Here is a 13,748-nt window from a genome sequence, read left to right on the forward strand (position 1 = left end):
GGGGCGACGGGGGCGACGGGGGCGACGGGGGCGACGGGGGCGACGGGGGCGACGGGGGCGACGGGGGCGACGGGGGCGACGGGGGCGACGGGGGCGACGGGGGCGACGGTGGCGACGGTGGCTGGGAGTGAGTCGCGCCGACGGCCTGCCCCGACAGGTTCTCAGGAACGACGCCGCATGCGTCAGGTGAGTCGCTCTTCCAGCGTTGACCGACGACCCATGCTTGTACTCAAGCTAGGGGGCTACGTAGAGTACAAGCATGGTGAATGCGCCCCGGATGACGATGGCGACCCAGTTGGTCCTTCGCTCACTCCTCGCCGCCCCACGGAGGAGCTGTACCGAACTGAGATCGTGGGCGCGGCGGGGCTGATGAGCGGCATCGGCCAACCAATCCTGACGCGCCTGGAGGCGGCGGGCTGGGTGGAGTCATGCTGGGAGGAGGTCGACCCTCAGATCGCCGGACGACCAGCCCGCCGGTACTACCGCCTCACCATGGCGCGCACAAGGCGCGTGGGCCTTGGCCTGGGTCTCCCCTCCCCAACCGGGGCGACTGGCACCCCGTCCCGAACCGGTAGGCCATGACCGGGGCCGCCGACGGCGGGAGTACGACATCGCCTGTCCACATCCGCGCCGCAACGAACACGCTGCTATCAAGAGCAATGCGCGAGCGGTACCGCCGCGAACACCTCGAGCAGCTCAACGCCCTGCCCACCAGCGACAAGATCGACTATGCCGTCAGGACGCCTGCCCTCCCCTGGGCGCTTCAGACCCCTTCGGACCCGAACGGCTCAGCAACCAGGATCAGGCGCAAACGCGGCCGGCTGCTGGTGGTCCAGCACGTCTCCTTCGCGGGGCCCGGCCCGCTGCGCGCGCACCTGGAGGCCGCCGGGCTCGTCCTTGACGTGATTGACGTCAGCGCCGCCGCGGCTCTCCCCTCGACCCTCGAGCACTATGACGCACTGGTCGTCCTCGGCGGCCCCCAGTCGGTGCTCGACAGGCAGGGATGGCCCACGCGCACCCAGGAAGCGACGCTCGTGGCCGAGGCGCTCCGCGACGAGGTGCCCTACCTCGGTGTGTGCCTGGGTGCGCAGCTGCTGGGCGTCGAGGCCAGGGGTGTGGCCTATCGGGGCCCGGCGGCTGAAGTCGGATGGACCCCGGTCGCCACAACCGCGCAATGCGCCTTCGACCCCGTCTTCCGTGTGGTGCCGCGGCGCCTACACGTGATGTCGTCACATGTCGACCACGTGAGCCTCCCCGCCGGAGCCACCCGCCTCATGTCCTCCAGCGCCTACCCGAACCAGGCCTTCCGGGTCGGCAGAATCGCGTGGGGCACCCAGTTCCACCCCGAGGCGGACGCCGCGTTCGCGGCGACCCGACGACGGCTCGTGCCCGGTTGGGCAGAGGACGAGGTGCCGGCGAACGGCGATGAGCGGTTCTTCGAACGGCACGCCGGGGCGATCTTCGCAGCGGTCTTCTCTCGGTTCGCCGCCGTCGTCGATGCCGCCGCCACCCGGCGCCGCGAGCTGAGTCCGGCTCTACTGAACCGGCCGTGACCCCACAGACGTCCGCTATTGCCGTCGTCGGCTCGTTCGCTTCGAACGTCCAGCCACTGCCGGCGGTCTGCGCGAAGCAGTACGACGCCGGTCGCTCCATCCATGAGCTCGCCGAGCTTACCGGCCGGTCGCACTCTGCGGTGCGTCGTGCGCTCGATCAGGCCGGGGTGCCTCGACGCGGCCGGGGCGCCCTGGCGGTGGCTCGGCGCTAGCGATCCCCGGCGCCGGCAACTGCAGGAGCTGGCGCCCCAGCCGATGCTCGGGCTCCGAGCCCGATGCCATCGCCAGGGCGCGGAACCACGTCATGATTTCGGCGTTCGATCGTCTACAGAGTGACGTCGGGTTGACCCCCAGTTGGCCGGCGTCAGGGGTTCCCGGGTTGCTCTTGGAGGGGTGGCCCGGGAACCTCACCGACAGCGAAGGTTCACGCGCGGTGCCTCCCGCCAGCCCCTGCCCTGACCGACGTAGAGCACGCGGGGGGCCGGTGCAGCCAGACCTGTGCCCGGCGCTCAGAACGATCGTCGGCGTGGCGTTGAGCCGCGACGGCGTGACGGTGGTCCGCACCGGCGTCTCAGACGAGAACCTTGGCATCCTCGCGGCGAAAGCCGCCTTGGGCGTCACGTGGACGAGCGCTGGCTCACCCTCGCCGCCCCGCAGCCTTGGATCGACTGCGCCCGCGCAGAACGCCTTTCTATGCCGCTCGTTGGACGTTCGGCCGCCCGACCAGGGGTCGCGCCGATGTCCTGCGCACATCGCGAGGCTTCGAACGTCGGCGCAGCGCTGGGGCCTGGTCCACCAAGATGGCGGTATGCGAAGCACTTCCTTGAATGTCTGGTCCTGTTGGGCCATGAGGGCCGACCTAACGGCCCAGGGCCAGCGCACCGCCGACGACCTCACCGACCGGTTCGGCTGACGGTGCCCGGACGTTCGCATCACCGCCCCCGCCGCCGGTCGGCTCACGCAGCCGTACTCGTCCTCCCTCTCGCCCTCCTCGGCACGGCGTGGCTCGCTGGCCACCGGGGCCAGAGTGTCGTCGAAGCGCCCGCGTCGAGGTCCCTCGTCAACATCGTCGACACCACCGCCCTGACCGCGCCCGCGGTCCGGGCTGCCGAGGCCCCGTCAACGGGGGCCGGCCACAATGCAAACGCGACAGCATCCGTGGTCGAACCCGACCCGATGTGGTTGGCACGCACCGCTGAGCGCACCGGTATCCCTCCCGTGGCACTGCGCGCCTACGGCAGGGCCTCAATCCTCGGGGCCAAGGGCCGCCCCAGGTGCCACGTCGGCTGGGCGACGCTGGCGGCTATCGGTGAGGTGGAGTCCGCCCACGGGACGATCGCCGGGAATCGTCTGCTGGAGGACGGGCGCACCTCCCGGCCAATCGTCGGCCCCGCGCTCGACGGCGAAGGCGGGGTGGCTGCGATCCGACCCGCCCCGGGCGGACCGCGCCTGCACGGCGACGACACCTGGGAACATGCCATCGGTCCGATGCAGTTCCTCCCCGGCTCATGGCGCACCTTCGGCGCCGACGCAGACGCGGACGGCGTCGCAGACCCCTCTGACATCGACGATGCGGCATGGGCGGCGGCGCGACACCTGTGCTCGGGCGGACTTGACCTCCGCGACAGCGCCGACTGGACACGAGCCGTGCTCCGCTACAACGCCTCTGACGCGTATGTCCGCAAGGTGGTCAACGTCGCCGAGGCCTACGCGCGGACGGCCTCGAAGGGCTGATCGGCTGGCCACTGCACAGCAAAGACCCACCTTGGCCAGGGCGCACAGGACGCCATAGTCCAGCAACCGTCCGAGAAGCTCGACGAGCAGCCATCCGCAGCCAACAACTGCGCCCAACGGCTCCGGTGGTGCTCCTCTGGGGTGGCGTCAGGGTGGCCAAGAGCCGGGGGGCTGAGTGTCACCATGGACGACAGCGGTGTCCGGGATGACACCGCTGTCGTTCCGGCACCGCGTCCCGACCTGGGATCGCATCGTGTTCGCATCCGTGTTCGCCACGACGCCCGGCACCGGCCATGTCGTCCTGAAGCTTCGCCCTGCACCGGCCAGTTCCCCGGAAGCGAGGCGGGGGGAGCAAGCGGCTGCGCATCTCGTGCCCGGCCCTCACGGTGAGCGCTGACGATCTGCTGGAGATCATCGCCGCCGACCCGATGTTCCGAGCCGGGCATCTGCTGGGCGCCGACAACGGGTCGTGACCGACCCAGCACCGGTTGCCCACGGTCAGGGCTGCCACCCGGATCAGCCGGTGCTCGGAGCAAGAGCAACGTCCGGACATGCCGCTCTCCGGGCGAACGCCCGACGATGATGCGCACGGGACGTGGGCAGCGTCGAGTCCCACTCGTCGTTTGGCCCTAACGGAGCGGAACGCCGAGACCGTTCGACTCGAAGCCTCGGCCTCGAAGTACCCGTCGATACGCGCGAATCGCCAGCCATAACCCTGCGACCGTCGAGGCGGCGCGGGCAACCCACTCGGCACCATCCGGCAGCAATGCGATCAGGGCGGTGTAGCCGCCGAAAGCCAACAGAAGAACGGCAACGCCGACACCAAGGGCTGCTGCTTCAGCGCTCCAAACCGAGCGCTCAGCAGGCAACTCTTGGTCATGGACATCGTTCACGTGCGCGACCTTAGCCGCGAGAGCGGGTGGGCGCGGCGCCGCTCTACGACCTCGTCGGGCCGCCGACCCAGCCGTGGCCAGCCTCGGTCGACGCGAAGAAAGGTCAACGGGGCGTGGCAGCAGGGCCAGGCCGGGTACTTGGGCTGTCCTCGTCCTCCGCGCTGGTCACGGTCTCGAAGGAGGCGGACCGGGCGGCGACCATCAAGCGGACCCTTGAGCGGGCGTTCCAGAACTGACGCCCTTGCTGCACTCAACCAGTCGGCTCCAGACGGTGCCGGCATGTGCCCGTGTGCACCCTAGGCCCACACCGACCGGCGCAGCCTCGCCCCGCCACGCGATCTCGATCCAGGTCTTGACGCGCCGGTCGACCCGCACCCCGGCGCGCCGCTGCGTGCCGGCGGCGGACTCTTGTGCCGGGACGACGAACCCGAGGCCGCGCTGGGGTAGAACGGGCTCACCGGGCGCAGCCCTCGGTCCGCTCTGCCCCACCGGCGGGTACGTAGCAAGGTGCGTCACCGTTTCGCTCAAGCAGCGTGGCGACTATGGGGGCGTGGGGATCGCCATCCACAGCGGTCCCCCGGCAAGGGCGGCCCATCAGATGCACGGGTCGTAGATTCGAGCGGCGCTGTTTCCTGTTCCCAACCCCACCCCGGGGCTACGCAGGGGGCGGCGTCGTTTGCCGACCCTGCGCCATCACAGACCACCCTCGGTCGCCCCGGCTAGGCGGAACCGGCCAGCGTGGCACTGACGGCCTGCGCGAAACCACGCGCCCTGCCGTCGCTGACCTCGTGGACACGCGCCACTGTGGTCGAAAGTTCGAAGCAGACGAACGTGGTCGCTTCGACTGACGTCGAGATCGATGCCCATGCCGGGGTCTCCGCTCTCGCGTGCACGGCCCATCCGAAAGAGTTCCTTCTGAGCCTCACGAGCAGCCTCGGGCAGATCGTCCTCATCTGAGTACGCGTCGATCCGCGCGGTCTCGACGCGGGCAAGGGCAACTCCAAGCACGGCATGACAGGCGAACTCGGAATCCAGCGGGTCGAGGAGATCTGAGTCGACGCGGTACTCGGGCACGTGTTCGCTCACCACGGCATTGTGACGTTCCGCAGAACGCGACGACGAAGACGCGCTCCCCCAACTGCCACCACATCGCCAGGTCGGTGAGGGACAGTCGTCCTGGCGCGCCGCCTGGCCCTGTGCGCCGTCCCGCAAAGCCCGACAAGGCGATGGGTGCGGCGTACCGTCGAATCGTGCAGTCTCGTGAGTGCCTACGCGTCGGCGACGACTGCCCCGACGCAGGGGTGGCGAAGCCGAAGTACCTGCAGGAGCGTTCGCGGCGGCGGGAACGGTCCCGGCAGCGGGTTGAGGCCGTCGCGCTCAAGCTATTCATGCAACGTGGCTTCACTGAGGTCACAGTTGAAGACGTGTGTGCTGAGGCAGGCATCGCCACGGCCACCTTTTACCGCTACTTCGGCTCCAAGGAAGACGCCTTCTTCGGTTACGAGTCCGTGTTCCTCGAGCAGGTGGCTCGGTGTGCCGACCGCATCGACATCGCGGAGCCCCCGGCGCGCCAGGTGCTGCACGTCGTCGAGGGGTTCGCCGAGTTCCTCGAAACCCAGCGCGAGTCCCTCGCCCAGCGTGACGGCATGGTCCGCAGCGTGCCGGCCCTGTGGGCACGTACCCTCGCCACCCAACGACAATGGGAGGCCACGCTCGCCGCCTCACTTGCAACTCTGCGCGGACGCGACGAACCCATCGAGGACGACGAGCTCGACGCGTCCCTATGCCTGGTCGTCCTACGCGGCGCGCTACGGGCCTGGCGGGCGGACCCGGGCGAACCCTTGGCGCACGCGGCCGCTGGAGTCCTCGCTCGCCTCGGTGACCGAATGTGTGAAGCCTAGACAGACTCATGGTGCACACCATGTGGTGAGAGCTACTCTCACCACCGAGGTGATGCTCATGGAGTCACGAGAGCTGCGCTACTTCGTCACCGTGGCAGAAGAAGGAAGTTTCACGCGCGCCGCGGCCCGGCTCTTCATGACTCAGCCGGCCCTGAGCCGCGCCATCCGCCAAATGGAGCGTGACCTCGGCGCGGTCCTGCTCCTGCGGACGAACAAGGGCGCCAGCCTCACCTTGGCCGGACAGGTGCTCCTCCGCGAAGGGCGTAACGCCCTCGAGGGCCTCGACCGAGCGGAGTCGCGCACACGGGCCGTCGGCGACAGCCTCGGGGACCTGCTCCACCCCCGACCGGCACTCGCCGGACCGAGCGACGGGCCCCTAACAGGCACGTCGGAGCGAGGGGTCCGGCCTCCCCTCGGGCACGTCCGCCCAGGGGCACAGTTCGTCACCGAGTTCGATGCACCACCGCTTGCCTCGGGCCCGGAGCATTCGAGGCGTACGGCGTCGTGAAGCCGGGCCGTCCCCCGACAGCTGCCTAGCGGTATCTGGGTCTGAGCGTGCTCACGGCACGTCCCCGAGTCAGCCGGACGCCTCTCTCGGCGCAGTCCTGAGCCTTCACAGCAGTCAATCGACCGATTCCACCGACGCTCAGTTGGCTGCACGCTCGTCTTGCGCAGTGGCGCTGTCGACCTCACGGTCCGGGCCTTGCCCACGTGGTGCGGTCACAGCGCAGAGGGTGTCGAAACTGGCACCCCGATACCCGGTGCACCCACTCCCTTGCTCTGAATAGGACCGCCATGACCCACATCCCCCTTTCCCAAGGTGACCACGTCGAGTCCACCGCGCACGAGGCTGCACCGAGCCGCCGTTCCCTGCTGCGAGCGACCGCGGCCGTCGGGACGGCCGCTGGACTCAGCGTCGTCGGCCACGCGGGAACAGCCCACGCCGACGACCACGCCCCAGCCACGGCACCGCACCCTTGGCGTGCCGCCGCGACCATCGTGACAGCACACGGCGCGTTCGCGGAGTCGTCCAGCTGGGACGAGGTCGTGACCATCCTCCAGCGCCGCGGACACCACGTCGTGAGCGTCGCCGTGCCGCTGCGAGGGGTCGCGTACGACTCCACCTACTTCAGCGACGTCGTAGGAACCCTCACCGGCCCGCTCGTGCTTGTCGGGCACTCCTACGGTGGCGTCATCATCAGCAGCGCCGACCCGGACGCCGGTGACATCCGCGGCCTCGTCTACGTCTCGGGACTGGCTGGCGACACCGGCGAGACCGGAGCCGGGCTCGTTGGCAAGTACCCCGGCAGCACCCTCGGACCCACGCTGACGTTCGTGAACCTGTCCTCCGGAGGTCGGGACCTCTATATCGACCAGGCCCAGTACCACGCGCAGTTCTGCGCGGATCTCAGCAGTCGCAAGGCCGCCCAGATGGCCACAAGCCAGCGGCCCATCCTCGAGTCGGCGTTCAGCGAGCCGTTCGGTCCGCATCCGTTGTGGAAGAGCGTCCCGTCACGGTTCCTCTGGGGCGAGCTGGACCGCAACATCCCACGGCGTGCCCATCAGTTCATGTCCAGGCGGGCCGGGGCCGTCGAGGCCATCGAGGTGCCGGGCGCCTCGCACGTCGTCGGAATCTCCCACCCGCGACTGACCGCAGCGCTGATCGAACGCGCCGCCCGCGCCGCCGTCCGGGGCCGCTGACCGCCCGGCAACCACCGCGCGCCCGCCCCACGGCTTCCCCTGCGAACGGGGAAGCCGTGGCGGCCCCTCTTGGAAGAGGCGATGAATGTTCCCCACACCCTCGGAATCCGACCGGCTGAACAACACGGAGTGCCACGCTGCGAGGCGCGCGAGTGTGCCGGGGCGAATGGGCCCGATCCAACGCGTGAGGACCGACGTCCTGGATGTCGCCTACGTCGCGCTGGGCCCAGCGGACGGGCAGGCCGTCCTGTTGCTCCACGGCTTCCCGTACGACATCCACTCCTACGAGACCGTCGCGTCATTGCTCTCGCAGGGCGGGATGCGGGTCATCGTGCCGTTCCTGCGAGGGCATGGCGCCACCCGGTCCCTGGGTGACAGTGCCGCACGGTCGGGTGAGCAGGCGGCCCTGGGCTCCGACGTGATCGAGTTGCTCGACGCGCTGTGCATCGACAGCGCGGTCTTGGCCGGCTACGACTGGGGAGCTCGAGCAGCCTGCGTGGTCGCGGCCCTGTGGCCAGCCCGCTGCACGGGACTCGTCTCGGTCAACAGCTACCTCATCCAGGACCTAACGGCCGCGAATCAGCCGCTGCCGCCGGCGCTGGAGGCCGGGTTCTGGTACTTCTGGTACTTCGCCACCGTCCGCGGCGAGAACGCGCTTCGCGCCAACCCGCGTGGCATTGCCGAAGTCATCTGGCTGCGTAACTCCCCTGCCTGGACGTTCGACGAGCAGACCTTGGCTCGCACCGCGGAGGCGTTCGACAACGCGGACTATGCCGATGTTGTCCTGCACTCCTATCGCCACCGGCTCGGGCTCGCTGGCGGGCACCCTCGGTACGCGAGGGTGCAGGCGGCGCTGAGCGCCCTGCCCGTCATCACGGTGCCAGCGGTCACCCTCGACGGACTCGCCGACGGGAACTTCCCTGCGACCGACGCGGGAGTCGCGGCCGCGCACTTCACGGGTCCGCGCGTGCACCGGCACGTCGCGAACGCGGGGCACAACCTGCCTCAGGAGGCACCGCACGTGTTCGCTGAGGCCGTCCGCGAGGTCCTGGACCTCGCTCGTGCCGGTTCAGGGAGTCGCGCAGTCGATTGACGAATGACCGCACTGCGCCAGCACGGACACGGTGAGACGACATCGACAGCGACAGCGACAGCGACCCCGGTCGTCAGGAGGATCCGATGGGTGTGCTCACGCGCGGTTTCCAAGGTCGGCGCGACTCCGACCCCGACCTGCCGCCCGGCCAGTACCTCACCCACGACGTCCCCGTCCTGTCCGCCGGGCCGACCCCCACCATCGCGCTCGACGAATGGAGGTTCACGGTCACCGCGGAGACCGGCGCTCGCCGCACGTGGGACTGGGACCAGTTCATGCAGATGCCCGGCGAGGAGCGCACCGTCGATCTGCACTGCGTCACCCGCTGGTCCAAGCTGGGCACGACGTGGCGTGGGGTCAGTCTCGACGTGCTCCTCGGAGACGTGGACACCGAAGCGGACTACGCGATGGTGCAGTGCTACGGGGGTTACAACACCAACCTGCCCCTCGAGGACCTGCTCGACGGGCAGAGCTGGCTCGTCCACGAGTACGAGGGCGAGCCGTTGGCGCCAGTCCACGGCGGGCCCGCAAGGCTGCTGGTGCCGCAACTGGTCGACCGTCTCGTCCTCAGGGCAACGGTTCCGGTGATGCTGGTGCCCACCTGCGAGCGTTGACCGCGTTCCACGCGTGGCCTTCGCTGCTCGTCGAGACATGGCCTCATGGCCTCCCGACCAAACGGCAGCGCCAACTCAGAGCCGCTGGACGGCTCCGGCGTGCGGGTGGTGCAGGTCGAACGTCGGGCGCTCGGACCGGATGGGCGGCAGAGACGTGAAGTTGTGCCGTGGCGGCGGGCAGGAGGTGGCCCACTCCAGCGACATCCCGTAACCCCACGGGTCGCCCGTGTCGACCCGTGCGCCGTGCCGCCAGCTCCTCCAGACGTTCCAGAGGAACGGGATCGTGCTGGCGCCGAGCAGGAAGGCGCCGAGGCTCGAGACAAGGTTGGCAGCCTGGAAGCCTTCCTCGGGGAGGTAGTCGGCGTAGCGGCGCGCCATGCCCTCGATGCCGAGCCAGTGCTGGACGAGGAAGGTCGTGTGGAAGCCGATGAAGAGCATCCAGAACTGGATCTTCGAGAGCCGCTCGTCGAGCATCGTCCCGGTGAGCTTCGGCCACCAAAAGGTGAAGCCGGCGAACATGGCGAACACGACGGTCCCGAACACGGTGTAGTGGAAGTGGGCGACGACGAAGTAGCTGTCGTTGAGGTGGAAGTCCAGCGCGGGGCTGGACAGGATGACGCCGGTCAGGCCGCCGAAGAGGAATGTGACGAGGAAGCCCATCGCCCAGAGCATCGGTGCCTGCATGCTCACCGTGCCGCCCCACATCGTGCCGATCCAGTTGAAGAACTTGATGCCGGTCGGGACCGCGATCAGCATCGTCATGACCGAGAAGAACGGCAGCAGCACCTGCCCGGTCGCGTACATGTGATGCGCCCAGACACTCGCGGACAGTGCGGCGATCGCGATGACCGCGAAGACCATCGACTTGTAGCCGAAGAGCGGCTTGCGGGAGAAGACGGGGATGACCTCGCTGATGATCCCGAAGAACGGCAGCGCGATGACGTACACCTCGGGATGGCCGAAGAACCAGAAGAGGTGCTGCCACAGCATCGCCCCGTTGTTCTCAGGCTGGAAGATCTGCGCACCGAGCCTGCGGTCGGCCCCGAGCAGGAACAGGGCTGCTGCGAGCAACGGAAACGCGAGGATGACCAGCAGCGAGGTGACCAGCACCGTCCAGGTGAACATCGGCAACCGGAACATCGTCATCCCGGGCGCTCGCAGGCAGACGATCGTCGTGATGAAGTTGACTGCACCGAGGATCGTGCCGAACCCGGCGAGGATGAGCCCGAAGACCCAGAGATCCCCGCCGAGGCCCGGGCTGTAGCTGACATCGGAAAGGGGCGCGTACGCGTACCAGCCGAAGCTGGCGGCGCCGTCCGGGGTCAGCAGACCCGCGCACACGGTCAGGGCGCCGAACAGGTAGAGCCAGTAGGCGAACATGTTGAGGCGCGGGAAGGCGACGTCGGGGGCGCCGATCTGCAACGGCATGATCGCGTTGGCGAAGCCGGCGAACAACGGGGTCGCGAACAGCAGCAGCATGATCGTGCCGTGCATCGTGAAGAGCTGGTTGTACTGGGTGGGGTTGTCGACCACCTGCAACCCGGGGGCGACCAACTCGGCTCGGATGAGCAGAGCCATGACGCCGCCGAGCAGGAAGAAGACGAATGAGCTGCCGAGGTACAGGTTGCCGATGACCTTGTGGTCGGTCGTCGTGAGGACAGCCACGACACTCACGCGCCCGGCCGGCGCGAAGTCATGGGGCCTGCTCGCGCCGGGGTGCGTCGAACGACGGTCCGCGAGCTGTGTCACCGCCGGCGCCTACAGGACCTGGCCGAGGAACCCTCGGACGTAGCTGGAGATGGTGTCGAGCTGGCTCTCTAGCGCGAAGTGGCCGGCGTTGAGCAGATGGATCTGCGCGTCGGGCAGGTCGTCCTTGAAGGCCGGGGCTCCGGGCGCTCCGAAGATCTTGTCGTTGGCCCCCCAGACGGCGAGCAGCGGCACCTGGGTCCGGCGGAAGTACTCGTGCAGTGCGGGGTAGCCGTCGATGTTGTTGATGTAGTCGTGGAACAGCTGGAACTGCACCCGGTCATTGCCGGGCCGGTCGAGAAATGCCTGGTCGATCGCCCAGCAGTCGGGGTCGACGAGATCGGGCTGGTGGACGCCGTGAAGGTACTGCCACCTGGTGGCCTCGGCGCTGACGAGGAACCGCACTCCGGGCTCGGTCTCAGGGCTGGGGTTCTTGGCGTAGGCCCAGATCGGCTCCCAGAACTCCTCGACGAACCCGGCCTCGTACCCGTTGCCGCTCTGGGTGATGATGGCGGTGACCCGCCCCGGCTGTGCGAGGGCAAGGCGCCACCCGATCGGTGCACCGTAGTCGTGGACGTACATCGCGAAGCTGCCAACCTTGAGCTTCTCGAGCAGTTTCGAGGTGACGTCGGCCAAGGCGTCGAAGGTGTACGGGAACTCGTCGAGGGAGGGCATGGACGACTCCCCGAACCCGACGTGGTCCGGCGCAATGAGGTGGTACCGGTCGGCGAGGGCCGGGATGAGGTTGCGGAACATGCGCGAGCTGGTCGGGAACCCGTGTAGGAGGACGAGTGTGGGTGCCTCCGGATGTCCGGCTTCGCGGTAGAACACAGTCAGGCCGTCGATGTCGATGGTTCGGTGCTGGGTGGCAATCATGACTGCCAACTCCTCAAGGAGGTGTGACGGTGCGCGCCCCGGCGATCAGGGCGGGCCTGCGAGGTGTGAGCGAAGGCGGGGCGGAGTGTTGTCTGAGACGAGGGATGCCCCGCCCGGCCGGCTCACCAGCCCCACTTTCCGCATCACGGCCCCGGCGCCGCATCGGTCAGGCGACTGCCGCGACTGGGTGCGCGGACGACCTGCCACTGGCTCTAGGCATGCCTGCCGGACGTCGCCGGCTCGGCGCGGACGACGTCCTCGATGGTGGCGGGGCGCGTCACGTAGAGCCCGGTGGCGCATTGCGGGAGCGCGAGCGCTGCCAGCGCGTACAGGGGGATGGTCCATCCCCCGGTCAGTGCGTGCAGGACTCCGACGCCGAACGGGCCGACGACCGAGAGCAGGTAGCCCACCGACTGCGTGAAGCCCGACAGGGCTGCGGTCCCCTCTTCCGACCGAGCCCGTAGTCCGATCAGCAGAAGGCTGATGGGAAAGATGGCGTTGGCGCACCCCAGCAGCACCGCCCACAGCCATGCTCCACTCACCGGGGCGGCGACGAGACCGAGGTAGGCCACCGGGTAGAGCAGTGACAGCCCGCACACCAGCGCGCCCGGGTGGCCGGTCCGAGCAATCACCAGCGGCATGAGGAAGGACAGCGGGACCACGGTGGCAGTGACCACGCCCAGGAGCATCCCGGCTGTCGACGCACTGAACCCGGCGTCCCGGTAGATCTGGGCGAGCCATCCGAAGCCGGCGAAGGCCTGGACGGACTGCAGCCCGAAGAAGACGGCCATGACCCATCCGAGACGGGTCCGGGCGACCGCCCCGAAGGTGGGGCCAGACCGTGTGACGGGTTCTCCGTCCGCTCGTTCTCGCGCCAGATGGGAGCCGTCAACGCGTGCCCGCCGAGCTGCCGCCCACGGGTGCGGAACCCGCCGAAGCAAACGGGCGACCGGATAGAGGCCGACGCAGGCGACCGCACCCCACAGGGCCAGTCCCCAACGCCACGACCCGGCCCGGGTCGCGACCGGCACGGTCAGCGCGGAAGCGGCGAGGATGCCTCCGGCCAGAACGGTCGTGTAGATCGACGTCACCGGACCGACCCGAGATGCGAAATGGACGTTGACCAACGAGGGCAGTGCCACGTTTCCGATGGCCATGCCAGCAAACGCCACGGCGGACAGGCTCAGGAACGACAGGCCTCCGGGAGCGGCGGACCGCGCCAGCAACCCCACAGCGATGAGCGAGCCGGCCAGAACGGTGAGGTTTCGCAGGCCGATCCGGCCCTCGAGCCACGGTGTGACCGCTCCCACCACGCCGAAACACAGGACCGGCAGAGTGGTGAGGACGGCCACGAGCGTAGGTGTCAGGGCTAGGTCGTTCTGGACCTCCTCCAGGACGGGGCCGGTGCTGACCACCCCGGGGCGCAGGTTGAAGGCCAGCATGACGATGCAGCCGAAGCCCACACCGACAGGGAGCCACCGCAGGAACGGGACACTGCGTCGTGCGTCTTCTGCACGAGTGTTCGTTGCCATGACGACCTCCGATGCTTCGGGTGCCACGAGCGGCCGGTACGCACGAAGGCCCGGCGATCGGCGTGGTTCTCGACGACTCTCCGGACCGACCCTGCTGCAGCACGG

General features: G+C 68.9%; 13 protein-coding genes. 8 read left to right on the plus strand and 5 right to left on the minus strand.

The genetic code is table 11. The features are described from left to right. Positions 1 to 578 precede the first annotated feature (578 nt). From ABD831_RS21860 to ABD831_RS21865, 3 genes are all read left to right on the plus strand, one after another. A complete protein-coding gene (locus tag ABD831_RS21860; RefSeq protein WP_344952123.1) occupies positions 579 to 1,553 on the plus strand; it encodes a type 1 glutamine amidotransferase in 975 nt (324 codons plus the stop codon). Continuing rightward, positions 1,550 to 1,765, plus strand: coding sequence for a helix-turn-helix domain-containing protein (locus ABD831_RS22305; RefSeq protein WP_425582870.1), 216 nt, complete (start codon positions 1,550 to 1,552; stop codon positions 1,763 to 1,765). The genes ABD831_RS21860 and ABD831_RS22305 overlap by 4 nt, the downstream gene beginning before the upstream one ends. A gap of 1,006 nt (positions 1,766 to 2,771) precedes the next feature. Next, complete coding sequence (locus ABD831_RS21865; RefSeq protein ID WP_344952127.1) at positions 2,772 to 3,287, plus strand: lytic murein transglycosylase; 516 nt, start codon at positions 2,772 to 2,774, stop codon at positions 3,285 to 3,287. Positions 3,288 to 3,916: 629 nt separating this feature from the next. Here ABD831_RS21865 and ABD831_RS21870 read toward each other — a convergent pair. Together ABD831_RS21870 and ABD831_RS21875 are read right to left on the minus strand one after the other, a co-directional pair. Further along, positions 3,917 to 4,180: a hypothetical protein gene (locus tag ABD831_RS21870; RefSeq protein WP_344952130.1), complete on the minus strand. Its 264-nt coding sequence runs from the start codon at positions 4,178 to 4,180 to the stop codon at positions 3,917 to 3,919. 693 nt (positions 4,181 to 4,873) lie between these two features. After that, a complete protein-coding gene (locus ABD831_RS21875; protein WP_344952133.1) occupies positions 4,874 to 5,266 on the minus strand; it encodes a hypothetical protein in 393 nt (130 codons plus the stop codon). Between the two features lie 164 nt (positions 5,267 to 5,430). Here ABD831_RS21875 and ABD831_RS21880 point away from each other — a divergent pair, with 164 nt between their 5' ends. From ABD831_RS21880 to ABD831_RS21900, 5 genes are all read left to right on the plus strand, one after another. Then, positions 5,431 to 6,081, plus strand: coding sequence for a TetR family transcriptional regulator (locus ABD831_RS21880; protein WP_344952136.1), 651 nt, complete (start codon positions 5,431 to 5,433; stop codon positions 6,079 to 6,081). Positions 6,082 to 6,139: 58 nt separating this feature from the next. Beyond that, on the plus strand, positions 6,140 to 6,589 hold the full coding sequence (locus ABD831_RS21885; RefSeq protein WP_344952138.1) for a LysR family transcriptional regulator: 450 nt from the start codon (positions 6,140 to 6,142) through the stop codon (positions 6,587 to 6,589). A 287-nt stretch (positions 6,590 to 6,876) separates the two neighbouring features. Then, entirely contained in the window at positions 6,877 to 7,782 is a 906-nt protein-coding gene (locus tag ABD831_RS21890; protein ID WP_344952141.1) for an alpha/beta fold hydrolase, read from the plus strand. 184 nt (positions 7,783 to 7,966) lie between these two features. Beyond that, positions 7,967 to 8,875 (plus strand): alpha/beta fold hydrolase, encoded by a 909-nt coding sequence (locus ABD831_RS21895; RefSeq protein ID WP_344952144.1) that lies wholly within the window; start codon positions 7,967 to 7,969, stop codon positions 8,873 to 8,875. Positions 8,876 to 8,961: 86 nt separating this feature from the next. Then, positions 8,962 to 9,489, plus strand: coding sequence for a molybdopterin-dependent oxidoreductase (locus tag ABD831_RS21900; protein ID WP_344952147.1), 528 nt, complete (start codon positions 8,962 to 8,964; stop codon positions 9,487 to 9,489). 75 nt (positions 9,490 to 9,564) lie between these two features. On the opposite strand, the gene ctaD is transcribed toward ABD831_RS21900, so the two are convergent. The 3 genes from ctaD to ABD831_RS21915 form a co-directional block, all read right to left on the minus strand. Continuing rightward, on the minus strand, positions 9,565 to 11,163 hold the full coding sequence (ctaD, locus tag ABD831_RS21905) for an aa3-type cytochrome oxidase subunit I (RefSeq protein ID WP_344952208.1): 1,599 nt from the start codon (positions 11,161 to 11,163) through the stop codon (positions 9,565 to 9,567). 84 nt (positions 11,164 to 11,247) lie between these two features. Next, on the minus strand, positions 11,248 to 12,111 hold the full coding sequence (locus ABD831_RS21910) for an alpha/beta fold hydrolase (protein ID WP_344952150.1): 864 nt from the start codon (positions 12,109 to 12,111) through the stop codon (positions 11,248 to 11,250). A gap of 212 nt (positions 12,112 to 12,323) precedes the next feature. Further along, the gene (locus ABD831_RS21915; protein ID WP_344952153.1) at positions 12,324 to 13,643 is read right to left on the minus strand and encodes an MFS transporter; all 1,320 of its coding nucleotides are present in this window, start codon (positions 13,641 to 13,643) and stop codon (positions 12,324 to 12,326) included. Between the last annotated feature and the right edge of the window lie 105 nt (positions 13,644 to 13,748).

Source organism: Terrabacter ginsenosidimutans (genome assembly GCF_039539425.1).
Classification (GTDB): Bacteria; Actinomycetota; Actinomycetes; order Actinomycetales; family Dermatophilaceae; genus Terrabacter; species Terrabacter ginsenosidimutans.